At 44.2% G+C, this 18,035-nt stretch carries 14 protein-coding genes; all 14 read right to left on the bottom strand.

The window, feature by feature from the left end:
• Positions 1 to 60: 60 nt before the first annotated feature.
• Positions 61 to 1,174, bottom strand: a protein-coding gene (prfB, locus tag ABXS70_RS29335; protein WP_342553032.1) for a peptide chain release factor 2 whose coding sequence is annotated in 2 segments (ribosomal slippage) — positions 61 to 1,101 and positions 1,103 to 1,174 — 1,113 coding nt in all. Because the reading frame shifts where the segments join, the coding sequence is not laid out codon by codon here.
• A 291-nt stretch (positions 1,175 to 1,465) separates the two neighbouring features.
• Complete coding sequence (gene secA, locus ABXS70_RS29330) at positions 1,466 to 3,970, bottom strand: preprotein translocase subunit SecA (RefSeq protein ID WP_342553033.1); 2,505 nt, start codon at positions 3,968 to 3,970, stop codon at positions 1,466 to 1,468.
• Positions 3,971 to 4,887: 917 nt separating this feature from the next.
• Positions 4,888 to 5,451: a ribosome-associated translation inhibitor RaiA gene (gene raiA / locus ABXS70_RS29325; protein WP_145414115.1), complete on the bottom strand. Its 564-nt coding sequence runs from the start codon at positions 5,449 to 5,451 to the stop codon at positions 4,888 to 4,890.
• 358 nt (positions 5,452 to 5,809) lie between these two features.
• Positions 5,810 to 9,610 carry an InlB B-repeat-containing protein gene (locus ABXS70_RS29320; protein ID WP_366292992.1) on the bottom strand — a complete coding sequence of 1,267 codons (3,801 nt, stop codon included), beginning with the start codon at positions 9,608 to 9,610 and terminating at the stop codon, positions 5,810 to 5,812.
• Between the two features lie 410 nt (positions 9,611 to 10,020).
• Positions 10,021 to 10,218, bottom strand: coding sequence for a cold shock domain-containing protein (locus tag ABXS70_RS29315; RefSeq protein ID WP_024631599.1), 198 nt, complete (start codon positions 10,216 to 10,218; stop codon positions 10,021 to 10,023).
• 415 nt (positions 10,219 to 10,633) lie between these two features.
• On the bottom strand, positions 10,634 to 10,975 hold the full coding sequence (locus ABXS70_RS29310; RefSeq protein ID WP_366292989.1) for a hypothetical protein: 342 nt from the start codon (positions 10,973 to 10,975) through the stop codon (positions 10,634 to 10,636).
• Positions 10,968 to 11,378 carry a flagellar export chaperone FliS gene (fliS, locus tag ABXS70_RS29305; protein WP_342553036.1) on the bottom strand — a complete coding sequence of 137 codons (411 nt, stop codon included), beginning with the start codon at positions 11,376 to 11,378 and terminating at the stop codon, positions 10,968 to 10,970. Before fliS ends, ABXS70_RS29310 begins: the two co-directional genes overlap by 8 nt.
• Positions 11,379 to 11,403: 25 nt before the next feature.
• Complete coding sequence (gene fliD, locus ABXS70_RS29300; protein WP_366292986.1) at positions 11,404 to 13,305, bottom strand: flagellar filament capping protein FliD; 1,902 nt, start codon at positions 13,303 to 13,305, stop codon at positions 11,404 to 11,406.
• A 17-nt stretch (positions 13,306 to 13,322) separates the two neighbouring features.
• Positions 13,323 to 13,709 (bottom strand): flagellar protein FlaG, encoded by a 387-nt coding sequence (locus ABXS70_RS29295; protein WP_342553038.1) that lies wholly within the window; start codon positions 13,707 to 13,709, stop codon positions 13,323 to 13,325.
• 135 nt (positions 13,710 to 13,844) lie between these two features.
• A complete protein-coding gene (locus tag ABXS70_RS29290) occupies positions 13,845 to 15,584 on the bottom strand; it encodes a flagellin (protein WP_366292983.1) in 1,740 nt (579 codons plus the stop codon).
• Positions 15,585 to 15,728: 144 nt separating this feature from the next.
• Entirely contained in the window at positions 15,729 to 15,974 is a 246-nt protein-coding gene (gene csrA / locus ABXS70_RS29285; RefSeq protein ID WP_366292980.1) for a carbon storage regulator CsrA, read from the bottom strand.
• A gap of 1 nt (position 15,975) precedes the next feature.
• Complete coding sequence (gene fliW, locus ABXS70_RS29280) at positions 15,976 to 16,458, bottom strand: flagellar assembly protein FliW (protein ID WP_366292977.1); 483 nt, start codon at positions 16,456 to 16,458, stop codon at positions 15,976 to 15,978.
• 51 nt (positions 16,459 to 16,509) lie between these two features.
• The gene (locus ABXS70_RS29275) at positions 16,510 to 17,079 is read right to left on the bottom strand and encodes a DUF6470 family protein (RefSeq protein WP_366292974.1); all 570 of its coding nucleotides are present in this window, start codon (positions 17,077 to 17,079) and stop codon (positions 16,510 to 16,512) included.
• 15 nt (positions 17,080 to 17,094) lie between these two features.
• Positions 17,095 to 18,015 (bottom strand): flagellar hook-associated protein FlgL, encoded by a 921-nt coding sequence (gene flgL / locus ABXS70_RS29270; protein WP_366292971.1) that lies wholly within the window; start codon positions 18,013 to 18,015, stop codon positions 17,095 to 17,097.
• Positions 18,016 to 18,035: the final 20 nt, after the last annotated feature.

The following is an 18,035-nucleotide window of genomic DNA, read 5'->3' as shown; positions in this document are numbered from 1 at the left end:
AAAAGCCCCTGTATACACCAGCATACGCCTACGCGCACGGGTCCATACAGGAACTTGTATTTAATCGGTCTCTACTTTAATTTGGCTGCGCAAATAACCGTCGATGAATGCATCGAGGTCGCCGTCCATAACCGCTCCTGTATTTCCTGTCTCTACACTTGTACGGTGATCCTTTACCATACTATAGGGATGGAATACATAGGAGCGAATCTGGCTTCCCCACGAAATTTCCGACTGATCCCCTCGGATTTCGTCCAGCTGTTGTTTTTGCTCTTCAATTTTGCGCTCATACAATTTCGAACGAAGCATTGTCATCGCGCGCTCACGGTTTTTGATCTGTGAACGTTCATTCTGACAGGTGACAACCACTCCGGTCGGGATATGTGTAATCCGCACGGCTGAGTCGGTGGTGTTAATGTGCTGTCCACCCGCACCGCTCGCACGGTAAGTGTCGATCTTGAGGTCTTCGGTCCGGATGTCAATCTCGATTGTATCGTCAATCTCCGGCACGACATCACAGGATACGAAGGACGTATGCCTGCGGCCCGATGAGTCAAAAGGAGAAATCCGCACCAGACGGTGAACACCTTTCTCTGCTTTCAGATACCCATAAGCATTATGTCCCTTAATGGACAGTGTCACACTTTTGATCCCAGCTTCGTCACCCGGAAGGTAATCCAGCACCTCAACCTTGAAGCCGCGCTTCTCCGCCCAGCGTGTATACATCCGAAGCAGCATCTGTCCCCAGTCCTGCGACTCGGTACCGCCAGCCCCAGGGTGAAGCTCAAGAATGGCATTCATTTTGTCATACGGCTGATTCAGAAGCAGCTGCAGCTCGAAATCTTCCAACTTGCTTACCATGGCGGCGACACTGTTACCAATCTCGGCTGCCAGTTCTTCGTCGCCTTCTTCATCGGCCAGCTCAGCCATCATCAAGGCATCGTCGTAATCCTGCTGCAGCTTCGCGTATTGATCTACCGACCCTTTCACTGCATTCATCTCGGCAATAAGGGCTTGTGCTTTCTCGTTGTCATCCCAGAAGTCTGGAGCCGACATCTTCTCTTCGAAGTTCTCAATCATTTCCTGTTTGAGATCTAAGTCAAAGAGACCCCCTAAGGTTTGTTAATTTCTTGCCTATTTCACGCAGGTCCTGCTTCACGCTTGGATCAATCATGTGCAATTCCTCTTTTCATTAAGATAAGCTCCCCGCATCCGGGAAGTTCAATAATCAAGATCAAGTCCCGGATACATTATACCGCAAGCTCTGCGCATACTGTTACCAGCAGGCACGTCAGCCCTCATGCAGCGCCATATGATTATTCATATGCACCAGTCATGGGATATGCATCCTTCACTTTATCTTATTGAACACCCGGCTGCAAGGAGCCGCAGAAGTCAAACCATATACATTGGACTCATCTATCTTACTTCGCCAATCACTTCGATATAAGAAATGAGACGAGAACTACTCTTGACCGTGGCAGTGTTTGAACTTTTTGCCGCTACCGCATGGACAAGGATCATTACGACCGATTTGGTCAGACACTTTCACCGGACGTTTCTCTGTAGGTTCGCCGCTGGTCGAGATCTGACTCTCATCCACAACCGCTTGACGCTCCTGGTTGCTTTCGATCTGTGCCTTCATCACGTAGGTCGCAACTTCCTCCTGGATGGAAGCGATCATCTGATGGAACATCTCGAAACCTTCGAACTGGTACTCACGAAGCGGATCTGTACCGCCGTATGCACGAAGGTGGATACCTTGACGCAGTTGATCCATCGCATCAATGTGGTCCATCCACTTGCTGTCTACTGCACGCAGGACAACAACCTTCTCGAACTCACGAACCATCTCTTCACCGATACGTTCTTCACGAGCATTGTACTTGTTCTGTACTTTCTCGAACAGATGCTCAATGATCTCTTCGGCTTCTTTGCCCCACAGCTCATCTTTGGTAACCGAGCCGTCGTCCAGAAGCTTGCTGTTCATGTAATCTGCAACTTCCTGCAGCTCCCAGTTCTCTGGAATGTCGTCACTGCAGTGTGCTTCAACGATCCGTTCGATGGATGGTTTAATCATATCCATAACGATTTGTTTAATATTTTCGGATTCCAGTACCTCGCGGCGCTGTTTATAGATAATTTCACGTTGCTGGTTCATAACGTCATCGTACTGGAGGACCACTTTACGTACGTCAAAGTTATTACCTTCAACCCGCTTCTGCGCTGATTCTACCGCACGAGTGATCATACGGCTCTCAATCGGCTGGTCTTCTTCAAAACCAAGACGCTCCATCATGTTCAGCACGTTGTCTGCACCGAAACGTCTCATCAGTTCGTCGCCAAGGGACAGGTAGAACTGTGTTGAACCCGGGTCACCCTGACGTCCCGCACGACCACGTAGCTGGTTATCGATCCGGCGTGATTCGTGACGCTCTGTACCGATGATGTGAAGGCCGCCAACTTCAGCTACGCCATCACCCAAAATAATATCTGTACCCCGTCCGGCCATGTTCGTTGCAATCGTTACTGCACCCGCTTGACCAGCACCGGAGATGATTTCGGCTTCTTCCGCATGGAACTTCGCGTTCAGGACCTGGTGTCTGATACCGCGGCGTTTCAGCATGTCTGACAGGCGCTCCGAGTTCTCGATGGATACGGTACCCACCAGGATCGGTTGATTTTTGCCGTGACGCTCCACGATTTCTTCCACAACGGCCTTAAACTTGCCATCAATGCTCTTGTAGACCACATCAGGCATATCATTCCGTCGGTTCGGACGGTTCGTTGGAATCTGCAGCACCTCAAGGCCGTAGATTTTCTTGAACTCTTCTTCCTCTGTTTTCGCCGTACCCGTCATGCCCGCAAGTTTGCGGTACATCCGGAAGTAGTTCTGGAATGTGATCGTTGCGAGAGTCATGCTCTCGTTCTGAACCTCGATGCCCTCTTTAGCTTCAATGGCTTGGTGCAATCCATCACTGTAGCGGCGTCCAGACATCAGACGACCTGTGAATTCATCCACGATCATCACTTCTTCGTCCGTAACAACGTAATCTACGTCACGGCGCATAATCACGTTCGCTTTCAGAGCCTGTACAATGTGGTGATTCAGCGTTACGTTTGCATGGTCATACAAGTTCTCGATGCCAAAAGCTTTCTCCGCTTTCGCTACGCCGCCCTCAGTCAGCGCTACGGATTTCACTTTGATATCCACTGTAAAATCTTCTTCCGGCACGAGACGTTTCACAAAACGATCGGCTGCGTAATACAGATCGGTCGATTTCTGAGCTTGTCCGGAAATGATCAGTGGTGTACGCGCCTCATCGACGAGGATGGAGTCCACTTCGTCAATGATACAGAAGAACAGTGGACGCTGTACCATCTGTTCTTTGTACAGCACCATGTTGTCACGCAGGTAATCGAATCCGAATTCGTTATTCGTACCGTACGTAATATCACATGCATAAGCATGCTGCTTGAGTGCATGGTCCATGCCGCTGAGGTTCACTCCAACTGTCATGCCCAGGAATTCATAGATTTGTCCCATCTCTTGGCTATCCCGCTGCGCCAAATAGTCATTGACTGTGACTACGTGTACACCTTTGGACATCAATGCATTCAAATATACCGGCAGTGTTCCTACCAGCGTTTTACCTTCACCCGTTTTCATCTCGGAAATACGGCCCTCGTGCAGCGCAATACCACCCAGCATCTGTACGTCATAGTGACGTTTGCCCAGTACACGGCGAGATGCTTCACGTACGGTTGCAAATGCTTCAGGAAGAAGTTGATCCGTCGTTTCTCCCTTCTCGATTCGAGCACGGAATTCCTCCGTTTTGCCTTTCAACTGCTCATCAGACAAAGCCTGAAATTCCGGTTCCAGTTTATTGATCACATCGACCGTCTTCATCAGACGTTTCACATCACGCTCGTTCATGTCTCCGAAGATCTTTTTGACAAGTCCTAACATGGTATACCCCTTTCGTGCAAAACAGAATAGACCCCCTGCTGCCGCCGAGCGGCACCATCGGATGGATTGTTCATCCACTTGTCCCCGGGGGTGACAAACTAAAACATATGAGATGAATCAACTCCAGGCTTGCCACGGTTACTCATGAAGCTGATCCGGTGTTCACCCGAGTCTGGTTTGGTTAAATCCTTGCCAGAGTTCGGGCTGTTGAATCATGTTCATGGTGCTGTGCCTGTCATTGATTATGATTGCGATCATTCGTTGACAATTCTCCATCAGGACAATGATTCTCTTTGCATAAATTGTAACAGTTTGTAAGGGTCGCCGCAACACGCCGCAGCAGACTTCTTTGAACTTTGACCCCCATATAAACCGAGTTGAAGTGCAAAAAATCATAGTCGTTAGCCGAAGCAGCTGTATGATTGTTTTATTTCCCTAGATATGCCAAGGTGCAAGCTGTTATTTATGGGAAATATGGAAGGTGATTTCAAATTTAATTCTCTATCGAAATCTATGAAATATAGATATCTACAGATATCATTTTCTACGACCCTCAATATCTAAAGGACTTATTAATATTTACACCTGATATCTCTACCCAACTTCTTATTGATATCTCTACCAAACTTCCTATTGATATTTCTACCAAGCTTCTAATCTATTAGACGCAGCAGTACCGCGAATAGTTTCATCATTTTATTTCCAGCAGCCTATCGAACGCCGAATGCCCTGCCCATCAACACTCGCCGTGGGTGGTGAGCTCCTCCGATCTAACGCCTCACACCCGCTACGCACAAAAGAGCCCCATCCCTTAAAAGGATGGAAGCTCTCGTTAGGTTCATTTCAGGAAGCGTCGGCTCCTGCTTATATTCAATAATTGGGTGTTCTATTCAATTGAAGCGATGCCGTAAGTATACTTAACCTTGTTCAATCAAGCCATACTTGCCATCGTTCCGTTTGTAAACCACGCTGACTTCCTCGTTCTCGATGTTGGAGAATACGAAGAAGTTATGACCAACCATGTTCATCTGGAGGATCGCCTCTTCCACGTCCATTGGTTTCAACATAAAGCGTTTCGTCCGTACAACTTCCAGATCATCATCATCCGTATCCGTGTCCAGTTCGGCTGTAGCTACAGTGCCTGATGGATCTTCCACGAAGAGTGTCTTCAGGCTGCCTTCCTGACGGAACTTACGGTTAATTTTCGTTTTATGTTTGCGAATTTGACGTTCCAGCTTGTCCACAACGGCGTCAATGGATGCGTACATATCATCGCTCTCATCTTCAGCACGGAGTACAAAGCCTTTCAAAGGAATCGTCACCTCGACTGTATGCAAGCCTCTTGTCGTGCTCAGGGTAACGGCACCGTCAGAGGTAAGGGGTGCATCGAAATACTTCTCGAGTCTACTCAACTTTTTGTCGACATAATCTTTCAAAGCTTCGGTAACCTCGATTTGTTGACCTCGAATACTTAAATTCATAGGGCACTCCTCCTTTATCTTTGCCACTTCATTATAACACGAATGTAAGCGCCATGTAAAAACTCCCGGTGACCGAATAATGACATCTCCTCCAGCCACATCAGCCAATGTAGATTTAACGCCATATTTCGTGATATTTCGCTATTTTCGAGCAAAATATCAGATTTCACCGAATCACATATCCGGCACTTGATGATGTATTTAACCGTTTTGGGGGTGGTTTAATCTTGCAGACTACTTTCGCATAACAATAGCCCTATGGATATTATCTCCAAGGGCTATTGCTAGAATAATTTAAAAGTGCCTGGTAATAACTTGCTACTACAAAGTTTTAACAACTTATGGCATTAACTTTGTTTTATTCTGCTTGATACGATTCAATCACTGCTTTTCCATCCTGGTACATGGCGATTTTAGCCGCGATGACCTTCGTTCCATCTTCCAGCAGGGTAATGCGGTACGGGATTGTTTTGTCCCCGTTCTTTTTCACCTTAGCCCAGTCTGTGGAGTTCAGGACACTTCCGGAAATGGAGACCTTCCCGTCTACCACTTGAATCGCATCTGTGTTGAAGGACACATCATACTTGTTATCGATATATGTTTTGACTTCTGCCAGAGTACTTGGAACCTCTACTTCATTATCCAACAAGCCTTTAGCCAAGAACTTTGCTTCAGCCGCAGTTACACGTGCAACGTCTAATGTCGTTAAGCCGTCAGCCGGTGCAGCCAGGTGCCACTGTGCATATACCGTTGTATTTTGTGCAATCGCAGTTGTAGTATTTACTGCTGTTCCACTTCCATCTGCTTTGGTGTTCCAGCCCGCAAACGCATATCCGACACGCTCTGGGTTAGCTGGCAGTGTTAACGTTTTGCCCTCTTCTACCTTTACCGCTTCTGGAGCTGTTTCTCCAGCACCATTAAGGTCAAAATTCACCGTATACTCTACTGCTTCTTCAGCTTGGTACGATTCAATCACTGCTTTTCCATCCTGGTACATGGCGATTTTAGCCGCGATGACCTTTGTTCCATCTTCCAGCAGGGTAATGCGGTAAGGGATTGTTTTGTCCCCGTTCTTTTTCACCTTAGCCCAGTCTGTGGAGTTCAGGACACTTCCAGAAATGGAGACCTTCCCGTCTACCACTTGAATCGCATCTGTGTTGAAGGACACATCATACTTGTTATCGATATATGTTTTGACTTCTGCCAGAGTACTTGGAACCTCTACTTCATTATCCAACAAGCCTTTAGCCAAGAACTTTGCTTCAGCCGCAGTTACACGTGCAACGTCTAATGTCGTTAAGCCGTCAGCCGGTGCAGCCAGGTGCCACTGAGCATATACGGTTGCATCTTGAGCAATTACAGTCGTATTGTCTACCGCCGCTCCACTTCCATCTGCTTTGGTGTTCCAGCCTGCAAACGCATATCCAGCACGCTCTGGGTTAGCCGGCAGTGTTAACGTTTTGCCCTCTTCTACCTTTACCGCTTCTGGAGCTGTTCCTTCAGCACCATTAAGGTCAAAACTCACTGTATACTCTACTGCTTCTTCGGCTTGATACGATTCAATCACTGCTTTTCCATCCTGGTACATGGCGATTTTAGCCGCGATGACCTTTGTTCCATCTTCCAGCAGGGTAATGCGGTACGGGATTGTTTTGTCCCCGTTCTTTTTCACCTTAGCCCAATCTGCTGAACTCAGAATACTTCCAGAAATGGAGATTTTCCCATCTACCACTTGAATCGCATCTGTGTTGAAGGACACATCATACTTGTCATCGATATATGTTTTGACATCTGCCAGAGTGCTTGGAACCTCTACTCCATTATCCATCAAGCCTTTAGCCAAGAACTTTGCTCCAGCTGCTGTCACATTAGCAACGCTTAATGTCTTTTTGCCATCCACTGGTGCAGCCAGGTGCCACTGTGCATATACCGTTGTATTTTGCGCAATCACAGTTGTAGTATTTACTGCTGTTCCACTTCCATCTGCTTTGGTGTTCCAGCCCGCAAACGCATATCCGACACGCTCTGGGTTAGCCGGCAGTGTTAACGTTTTGCCCTCTTCTACCTTTACCGCTTCTGGAGCTGTTCCTTCAGCACCATTAAGGTCAAAACTCACTGTATACTCTACTGCTTCTTCAGCTTGGTACGATTCAATCACTGCTTTTCCATCCTGGTACATGGCGATTTTAGCCGCGATAACCTTCGTTCCATCTTCCAGCAGGGTAATGCGGTACGGGATTGTTTTGTCCCCGTTCTTTTTCACCTTAGCCCAGTCTGCTGAACTCAGAATACTTCCAGAAATGGAGATTTTCCCATCTACCACTTGAATCGCATCTGTGTTGAAGGACACATCATACTTGTCATCGATATATGTTTTGACATCTGCCAGAGTGCTTGGAACCTCTACTCCATTATCCAACAAGCCTTTAGCCAAGAACTTTGCTCCAGCCGCTGTCACATTAGCAACGCTTAATGTCTTTTTGCCATCCACTGGTGCAGCCAGGTACCACTGTGCATATACCGTTGTATTTTGCGCAATCGCAGTTGTAGTATTTACTGCTGTTCCACTTCCATCTGCTTTGGTGTTCCAGCCCGCAAACGCATATCCAGCACGTTCTGGGTTAGCCGGCAGTGCTGGGGCTTTGCCCGCTTCTACAGTTACTGCACTTGGGGCTGTACCTTCAGCGCCGTTCAAGTTAAAGGTTACGGTGTATTTCACGGTCGGTTGGTTATCTCCTCCACCTGTTGAGCCACCACCTGAGCTTCCGCTAGATGATCCACCTGAAGAAGATCCTCCGCTTGGAGCAGTCGCCGTAGTTGATGGAGTGTTGACGATATAATTAGCTTTTTGCTCTCCTTCAACTTTACTCGGTCTTACGTCAAATACAGAGTTTTGTGAACCCGGGTTCAGCGTAACTGTTGTAATATTAGTGGCACCCAAAATTTTTGAAATTGCATTCAATACAATATTTACCACCTGTGCTCCAGCGTTAATTTGAATCGTGTTATTGGCTGCCGCAGCATCCACTTTAACGTCTTGAATCGATCCACGCTGCAGCTGCACAGTCACGGACGCACTGAATACATCAAGATCATCAAATTTACCGTTCAACTGTACTTTTGCATTTGCTGGCAGTTCTTTAGCCAATTCAACATCAGTAAATCCTTGGCCCTGCAGTTCATTTTCTTCCAATTTGGCAGAAGATTGAACAACCACTTTTTGTGCTGTTGTCGTACCTTCAGCGACCAGACGAACGGTACCATCTTTTTTATTGACCAGAACGTTAACGAGTACGGAATCTACGAAATGAATAGAGTTTTCTCCGCCACCCTCGACATTTGTAGTTCCATGGACTTTTACATTTTTAATGGTAACATCGCCGCTGCCAATTCCTGATGCGAGCATTAAGTTACCTTTAATTTCATAGTTTTGAAGAGTTACGCCAGCGACATTGATAATTACATCACCGTTCACAACTTTGGTTTCTTGCGTGCTTCCATAAGTTCCTGGTGTATCGATGCTTACCGTTTCTTTGGGAGTCGTGCGATTGTTCAGGGCAGAATCAATCAAGACAACAGCTTCAGCACGAGTCAGCTGCTTTTGAGCTTGGAATGTGCCATCCGGATATCCCTTCATGATCCCCTTATCAATTACTGCTGCAATACTTCCCTTACTCCAAGCAGGAATTTTACCTGCATCTTTGAATTGGTTAACTATTTCAGAGTTACTTGTGTCCAGACCAAGAATGCTGGATACCATGCTCGCTGCTTCCTGACGACTTACATTGGAAGTAGGTTTAAACGTATTATCCGAATAACCTTTAACATAGCCAGCTCCGAGCGCTTTAGCTACGTCATTATAAGCCCAGTTGGAAGCAGACAAGTCTTTGAAATCAGCAGATGCTGTTTCAGAAAATTCAAATAACCGATTCACCAATACGATGAACTCGGCACGTGTAATCGCGCTATTTGGTTTAACGGAACCATCCTGATAACCTTTCAGATTCCCGTTCGCAATCCAGCTATCCATCTGCTGCTCCGCCCAGTGTCCTTTAACATCATTTACAGACTGTGCAGATACAGCACCCATTGAAGATAATGCCATACTTAAGCTCAATGCGCTAACAACTGCCCCACGAAGTTTTTTCTTTTTACTCATGTTGTCCTCCTAAAGTCTTATGTATTACTCTCAGATAATTGGCAATGCTTTGTTAGAAGATTGAACTCAATCTAACATCTAAGATGTATGGGTCTAATTATCTAGCAAGGTAGTAATAATATACCATATGATGAGAGGAATATTCTACTATTTATTTGCTCTTCAATGATAGTTTAGGAAGAAGATTGGAATCTTCTCCAGTACAACTCGTTTTTTACACTTTCAATCCAATTTGGTTAGCTTTAAACCCGTGTTGGCTAACATCTATTACTGAAAAAAATATAGAGCTAGACTTTAATTTAAAAACTAAAGACAACAAAAAAAGACCCCGGATGACCGGAGTCTGATGCTAGCGATAATTCAATTTGGTAACCATCTAACCATATATGTAGGTCGGATTGTCCGGATGATTATAATTTGATTACGTTAGCGGCTTGAGGTCCACGTGCGCCTTCGACGATGTCGAATTCTACGGATTGACCTTCTTCCAAAGTTTTGAAGCCTTCGGATTGAATTGCGGAGAAGTGTACGAATACGTCGCCGCCGTCTTCAGTCTCAATGAAACCGTAACCTTTTTCTGCGTTGAACCATTTTACTTTACCTTGCATGCACTAACATTCCCTTCGTCATCAAATGAAGTGAAGCCCTGGCCAAGACCCTAGCCCACAATTCAGATGATATCACCTAAACTTATCCATTGTCAATTGGTAAAGAAAATGTTTTATTGGTATTTTTTGTAGATTAATTGAGGATTTTGAGGAATATGCAGGGTTTTTGTAGAATGAAATTTATAAATAAATTTTTTTGAAGAAACATCCAATTAAAGTATATCCGTTCAGTGACATCAACAAATCTTCAGCAGCATGATGGTAACATTTTGAATCTAGTGTTATCCGGTGAATTTAAAGTCTCATTAATAGAAGATGATTAGGCATTACAATTAGATAATGTTTATTATATAAAATACCCTTCTATACCACCAAGATAACTAGTCAAGGCGTACATAGAAGGGCTGAATGGTTGTTATTTCTTTTTGTCCATTAAAAAACTGTCAGGAGCATAATTCGTCTCATACGCATTACGCTGCGTTTTTGCCTGCCCGCGCTTATGCAGCCAGTCCTGAGCTTCGAGACGAAGGACATTCATACGAGCTATGATCTCATGGTCGTGACCTAAGAGTTCTTCGACTTTATTCTTCTCTTCCGCACTAGGAGGTTGTTCGGCAAAAAGCTCCACAAGCCCGTTAACAATCAACTGACGCTCTTCAACGAAAGCTTCAAGCTGCTCATAATTCATCTCATATAATTCACTCATCATCGTACTCGTCAATTCACTCAGTTGATGTAAATACGTTTGTTTATCCATGGGCGCTTTCGGCCGAAACAGAGGATGTCTGCTGTCCCGCAGCAATTTTAGATGCCTCCAACCACGTTTCACGAAGTTCTGTCAGATAACCGACTGCCTCCTGAGCCTTGGATGCATCTTTACGAATGTTCGCTTCCACAAGCAAATAGTTTGTATATTCATACAATGAATTCAGGTTTTTAGATATGTCGTACGAACGATCCAACGTACTCATCAGCTCACTAATAATCGTCTGAGCTTTACCCAAATTCAGACTTGTTTTTTCATTATCATTTTGAGCTAAACCTTCGATAGCCGTCTTCACAAAACGAATGGCACCGTCATACAACATAATAACTAATTGCGCCGGATTAGAAGTCTGAACTGACGATTGACGGTATTTATCATATGGAGATGTAATCAAATGTCTCACCCTTTATATAAGTTTCTTATCTTCCCATACTGGAAAAAAGACTGGACGACTGTGACTGCATTTTATTCATCGCTGCTTCCATTGCAGCAAACTGTCTATAATACCGATCTTCTGTCCTTTGCAGGTTCGTCTGCATCATCAGAATTCGGTTATTATACTCTTTCATCTTACGACCCATGATGTTCTCATCACGAAATGCGCTGGTAACATCAGTTGTATATCTATTCGTACCTGCACGCTGATAAATTTTTTCGATTGCATTTCCTACTTTATCAGCTAGTTTATTAAACAACCCTTCTTTTGGAGCGTTAGCAGGACCTTGGAACAGATCCAATGCAAGTTGAGGATTTTCACTGATCATATTTTTTAATTTGATCTCATTCTCAATAACTAACTTACCATTTTCGGCATAGTTCCCAGTAGTAATTCCAAGTGTACTTAAAGGACCAAGCTTGTCTGTAATCACTTGACGCATTTCAGATAGAACCGATTTAATAATATCATCATTTTTAAGCAAGCCGCTCTTTGCTTTTTCAGTCCAAGAGTTTATTTCTGTTTCTTTCAGTTCTTTCTTCTGCTCGTCAGTCAGTGGTTTAAAGTCCCGGTACTTGGTTTCATCTACCTTGGAATTTAATGCTTTAATTAAAGTGTTGTAGTCTTCAATAAAAGATTTGATAGATTCCAAGGCTTTATCAGGATCGGTTTGGTTTTTCACAATTGTTGGATTATCTACATTGTCTGCTCCCTTAGTAAGGCCTTGAAGAGTAAACTGCACGCCGTTAAGGGTAAATGTGTTGCTCTTCATATTTTGCAAGTCTTCACCGTTCACATTAACCTTTGCATCCTGCCCTTGGGTAGTGGTAAGCTGCCCTGCCACATCCGTATACGGTTTAGCTCCTTTAAACAAACTCAAAAATTCATAGGAGCCTCCGCTCATTTTAAGCTCTTTGCCTGGAACTGCAGTGATTGTAAGTTTACCGTCAACGAAACTAGCTGTTGCATTAGCATCAGGAGTGCCCGTCATATTCGTATCAGCATTGATACTGTTCACAACATCTGATATTTTATCGGTTTCACTGAAATTAAATGTTTTTCCATTTAAAACAAAGCTGTAGGTCTTCGCAGGGTCTCCAGGCTCTGGGTCCTTGCCCCCATTGAGCTTATATAAATCAGCTAACGTTTTATCATCTGTAACCCCTGATCCCACACCGTTAGTTTCAATAACTGTCTTTTTAGAAAAAAGAGCTATGATGGAGTTGCCTCCACTTGGCGTCTCCACTGTTATTTTGCTATCGTCCCCACCTGTTTTGGATGCAATGGACAGCTTACCTGTAATTTCGTCATAACTGGCAATCGCATTGGCCTGAGCATTAGAGTTGATAGTAGATACGAGCGTAGAGATCGATGTCATTCCATTAAATAATGATTTGCCGTCTTTATCGGTAAAACTAACCCCATTTATTTTAATATCAAAACCTTTTTGCAAATATTTTTCCAGATCAACAGCGCTCATTCTGTTAATGTCTACACCTTCCAAAGCCGCTAACGATGTAGAACCGCTTACTCCCTGCCCAAGTCCAGATGTGGATGCCGTTGCACTTTTGGCCAGTTGAGTGACACTTACCTTCATCTCTACTCCACTAGCCGCTGCGGTTGCCTCCGCTTTTACCGCATCTGTATTTCCCGAAACAATGGCTTTATTAGCATTTAATGCTGTAGAGTTTCCATATTTAGTGATTAATTTGTTTGATCTGAAATCATAGAGCTTACTGCTCAGCTCCCGGTAACTTTCCCGCTGCCACTGCAGCAGCTGCTTCTCCTGATTAATTTTATCCAAAGGCGCCCGCTTGGTTGCCATCATACTCTTAACCATACTCTCAATGTCCATACCTGAGAATCCATTCACTCGTGTTACCATTATTCCACCCCCACAATCTATATTTTCTCGTCAATAATAATCCCAGCAATCTCCATCATCTTGGCTACCAAATCTAACGTCTTCTCAGGAGGAACTTCCCGGATTAATTCTCCTGTATCCTTATTGAGAACTTTGACCATAATTTCATGTGTTTTCTCATGAATGCTGATATCCAATGTCGTCTGCGGACCTTGTAAAGCCTTAACAGCCCGATCAATATTGCGAATCAACTGCTCTTCCCCTATGGACAGATGTATACCTTGTTTTTCCTTGTTATACGCTTCCTTGGCTGTCTTAATACTCGCTGTTTCTGGTCCCGCTTGAGAAGCGCTTGCCGGGTTCTGTGCCTCAATCCCAGCATTCGTTACGGATGAGGCGGCAGATAAAGAAAATTGAATGTTCACCCTTGAACGACCTCCACCATGTTTGGCATTTATAGTATATATCGGTTAGACAGAGCTCTAGTTTTAGGGAATATGTAAAATCAATAAAAAAACCTTGGATCAATGATCCAAGGTTTAATGTTAATCTTGTTAAAATTAACGCAGCAATTGCAGAACGCCTTGCGGCTGTTGGTTTGCTTGTGCCAACATAGCTTGAGCTGCTTGAGCCAAGATGTTGTTTTTTGTTTGCTGCATCATTTCTTTCGCCATGTCAACGTCACGGATACGGGATTCAGCAGCTGTCAGGTTCTCAGATGCAGTTCCCAAGTTGTTGATTGTGTGCTCCAGACGGTTTTGAGTAGCACCCAGTTTAGAACGTTCGCTGGATACGAGAGCAGTTGCTTTATCCAGTACTGCGATTGCAGCCGCTGCACCTTCTTTAGTGGAGATGTTCAGGGCAGCTTCGCCTTTAACATCGTTTGTTCCATCAGTTACAGTGTTATCTTTCGTGAAGCCAGCATCGCCAGCTTTACCAGTGATACCAAGAGCTTTGGAACGCATGTCATTAATAGACAAGCTCATGGATTGACCAGTGTTAGCACCGATTTGGAAGGATGTTTCGAAAGCTTTTTGAACTCCACCGTCTTTGTACTCAATATTGTTACCTTCAACCCCACCCTTAGTAGCTGTGATCACTAAGTTATTGGCATTGTTAGTAAGTGTAACACCTTCAATTTTACTGCCAACAGCATCTGCAATTGCCTTTGTCAAAGAATCAGCTTTAGTAGTGTAAGTGCCATTTTCCAATGCTGTATCAATAGCTACACCGATTCCTGTGCCTTTGTATGCACCTTCACTAGCCTTATAAAACTCAACTTGTTGATTACCAATTGTAAACCCAGTTCCTACTAACTTCTGAAGGTTAGCATTAGTTGTAGCTGCATCTGTATTCTCTAATGAGCTAAAGTCAAGAGTTTTGGATGCATTAACTGCAGTTGTTGTACCAACAGCTGCTGTTCCAGTTGTACCAAATGCTATTGTTCCTGTTTTTGCAGCTACTGCTATATTACCATCTGCACCATCAAATTTTCCGCCCGCCACTGCAGTAACAATTACATCTGCACCGGTACCAGTTACTGTATATTGACCTTTAAGTTGATCATTCGCATTAATCATCGATGTCAAAGCTTCACGTAATGATGTAGCATTCGCATCTGCATCAGCAGTTGCAGCACGAGCTACTTTTGCGGAATTAGAAGTGACATCGTAGGCCTTACCATCATTTGCAGCAGCACCGTTACTGCCACTTGTTGTGAAGCCAACAGTCAAATCTTGACCGTTCAAAGTGAATTTCAACGTATCCCCATCAGCTGCTGCAGTACCAATAGTTGTTGTTTGTGTGACTTGAGTTTTATTGGTTGCTCCATTTGCTAATTTTCCATCAGCAAAAAGTTTAGCTCCTTCAAGATTCGCTTTTCCATCACCTTGCAGCAACTTTTGAGTATTGAACTCAGTTGTGTTACCGATCCGGTTGATTTCGGAAGTCAGAGCGTTCATTTCATCTTGCAGTGCTTGGCGGTCAGAATCCGTGTTTGTTCCGTTAGCGGATTGGTTAGCAATCTCGCGTTGACGCTGCAGGATGGAGTGAGTTTCGTTCAAAGCACCCTCAGCTGTTTGGATCAAAGAGATACCGTCTTGAGCGTTACGGGAAGCTTGGTCCAAACCACGGATTTGACCGCGCATTTTTTCGGAAATTGCGAGACCAGCAGCATCGTCACCAGCACGGTTGATGCGAAGACCGGAAGACAATTTTTCGATGTTTTTATTGGTGTTACCAGTGTTAATGGACAATTGGCGGTGAGTGTTCAACGCCGGTACGTTATGGTTGATAATCATTGAGTGTTTCCTCCCTGAAATAAGTTAGTTCCACATCCTTGTGGTAAACGCCGCGACATTAAGGTCGGCCGCCCTGCCGAAGCAGCGTCTAAATTATATATCGACGGGAGGTTAGCAACTCTTTATAGCAAATTGGAATATTTTTTATTCTTTTTTTACTCCGTTATTTCTTAATCGTTCCATAAACGCTTCAACATTAGCAGCCAAAGGTGCAGCTGACTCTCGATTGGCCTCTTGAATGGATGCGTAGATTTCCTGACGAAATATATCAATATGTTTGGGTGCAGTTATACCGATTCTTACGGTATCTCCCTCGACTGCAAGTACTGTAACTTCGATATGATCTTGAATAACGATAGATTCTCCTTTTTTCCGCGACAAAACCAGCATATTATACTCCACCCTTCACAGATTCCGTTTTTTCTTCTTCCGCCCAGATGAGATGGCGTGTGTCATATTGCGAATGATGGAGCACGACTTGTTTACCCAAACCTAGATCTGGATTCAGTACAATGGGTGCAAGGAGATTCATTGTTGATTTATTAGCCTGTGAATGGATGGTAACCAGAGAGAATACAGAAACTTGCTCTTCAATCTGCAGTTCCTCCTTATCCACTTCACCTAACTCAAAACTATATTCAGGAGCAAACGTAAACGGACTTACCAATAAGAACGATAGCTCTTTCTCACGAATGGATTGTAAATAACTGAATGGTGTATCTTCCCAGGGAATCAGGGCAAACCGCGTTTCATCTTCGAAACCCGGTAATCCTTTGGGAAATTGATAAATATCCTTCTCCTGTACCTCTACTTCTCCCCACATACTTGTCTGAATATAAATAATAAACGCCTCCTTGGCAGTGATTTTATACAAAAAGAGCCATAGAGGGCTGCGTCCGAGACCGTCTATAGCTCATATTATAACTTATAACACCATATCGATGGCTGGCGGAGTATATTGAATCGATGCATACTGCTGAACATGAATGTCTAACTTACCTCTCTGATACTCAATCTCCGGCTTATGTACGATGACATTCACCTCCGAAACGGCTGGATCAAAGCTGATATCCGGAGGTCGTGTGTTTATACGAATGTCTACGTTATCATAAGAAGCAGGGGTTCTTATCTCCGGAAACGCCTGAGCTTGCCAATTTGTTCCCACAATGTCAGCAATCGTGTTTCCAGGCTTATGGATAGCTGCCAACTGATTTCCCTGCTCCACACGCGCCGCTATATTCTGCATTAAATTTTGTTGAATACCTGAATATATCCGCGCATTCATATCGATCATATTGCCTCCATTATATGCAGAGAAGGCTTGACGTTGGTCTACATGCAGCTCAATTGGATGACTCTGCACAGTCAACTTCGAAGGTTTCGTCTGAAGCTGCACTTCAGCCTTAGGTTGACGAATGGAATACTGTCCCGGGTCTGCATCTATGCTGAGCAGCGAAGGTGTTGTCTGAATCTGTACGACAGGGGGAATCCTCATATTAAGCTCCTCCTATTATCTTAAGAAGTCCACTAAGGAAGGAGAAATAATTTTGGCCCCTGTGGAAAGAGAAGCATTATAGATATTTTCCTGTATTTTCGATTTCATTGCCAGTTCGGCATAATCAGCATCTTCAACTTTGGCTTGAAGGTCAGTTAAGTTGATATTAAGATCATCCAGACGACCCATCATCAAATCCACCCGGTTCGTTTTGGCTCCAATCTCGGAACGGATCGCCAGCATTTTATTCATTCGGGTATCTATATTATCAAGCTGCTTGCTTAACTCTTCTGTATCTCCTTGAGTTAAAGCCTTCATAATATTGTTCACGGTCACAAACAGGTTATCTTCTTCCGATTCATTACCAAAAACCTCATTCCCATTAACGTTAATAGGAAGCTGCACACTATCACCGACAATAAAATTAATTCTACCACTGTCCGTTTTGATAGAAGCCGCACCGGAAGTGTCTAAAGACCCATCAGGATTAGAAGGAAATACATATGGCTGAAGATCGTATGTCTCGCCATTAAAGATATACTTTCCATTCAACTTGCTGTTAGCAATATCAACGAGCTGCTCTTTAAGTTCCTTAACCTCTTCATTGATACTATCGAGTGCAGATTGAGGATTAGTACCAGTCGAACCCTGTACAGTCAATTCACGTATTCGCTGAACAACGTTTCCTGCTTGATTCATTACTGTATCATTGAACTCCAGCCAAGAAATTGCACTGTCTACATTCTTCTGATACTGCTCATTGGAGGACAGCTCAGCCCGATAACGGAGGGAGTACGTGATGCCTACCGGATCGTCTGAGGGTTTATTAATTTTACGTCCTGTTGCCAGTTGTGTCTGCGTATTATTCATCTGCTGTGCATTGCGGTTCAAGTTCAGCAGCAGCTGAGAACTAAGCATGTTATTCGTGATTCTCATGATCTGTCATGCCACTCCCT

Origin of the sequence: Paenibacillus sp. AN1007 (genome assembly GCF_040702995.1) — a bacterium.
Lineage (GTDB): Bacteria > Bacillota > Bacilli > Paenibacillales > Paenibacillaceae > Paenibacillus.
The sequence above is the reverse complement of the archived record's forward strand: the minus strand, read 5'-3'. Positions and strand labels throughout refer to the sequence as shown.

Bases quoted from the DNA above. Each gene is read 5' to 3' on its own strand.
- secA (WP_342553033.1), bottom strand. From the start codon at position 3,970: ATGTTAGGACTTGTCAAAAAGATCTTCGGAGACATGAACGAGCGTGAT.
- raiA (WP_145414115.1), bottom strand. From the start codon at position 5,451: ATGAATTTAAGTATTCGAGGTCAACAAATCGAGGTTACCGAAGCTTTG.
- ABXS70_RS29320 (WP_366292992.1), bottom strand. From the start codon at position 9,610: ATGAGTAAAAAGAAAAAACTTCGTGGGGCAGTTGTTAGCGCATTGAGC.
- ABXS70_RS29315 (WP_024631599.1), bottom strand. From the start codon at position 10,218: ATGCAAGGTAAAGTAAAATGGTTCAACGCAGAAAAAGGTTACGGTTTC.
- ABXS70_RS29310 (WP_366292989.1), bottom strand. From the start codon at position 10,975: ATGGATAAACAAACGTATTTACATCAACTGAGTGAATTGACGAGTACG.
- fliD (WP_366292986.1), bottom strand. From the start codon at position 13,305: ATGGTAACACGAGTGAATGGATTCTCAGGTATGGACATTGAGAGTATG.
- ABXS70_RS29290 (WP_366292983.1), bottom strand. From the start codon at position 15,584: ATGATTATCAACCATAACGTACCGGCGTTGAACACTCACCGCCAATTG.
- csrA (WP_366292980.1), bottom strand. From the start codon at position 15,974: ATGCTGGTTTTGTCGCGGAAAAAAGGAGAATCTATCGTTATTCAAGAT.
- ABXS70_RS29275 (WP_366292974.1), bottom strand. From the start codon at position 17,079: ATGAGGATTCCCCCTGTCGTACAGATTCAGACAACACCTTCGCTGCTC.
- flgL (WP_366292971.1), bottom strand. From the start codon at position 18,015: ATGAGAATCACGAATAACATGCTTAGTTCTCAGCTGCTGCTGAACTTG.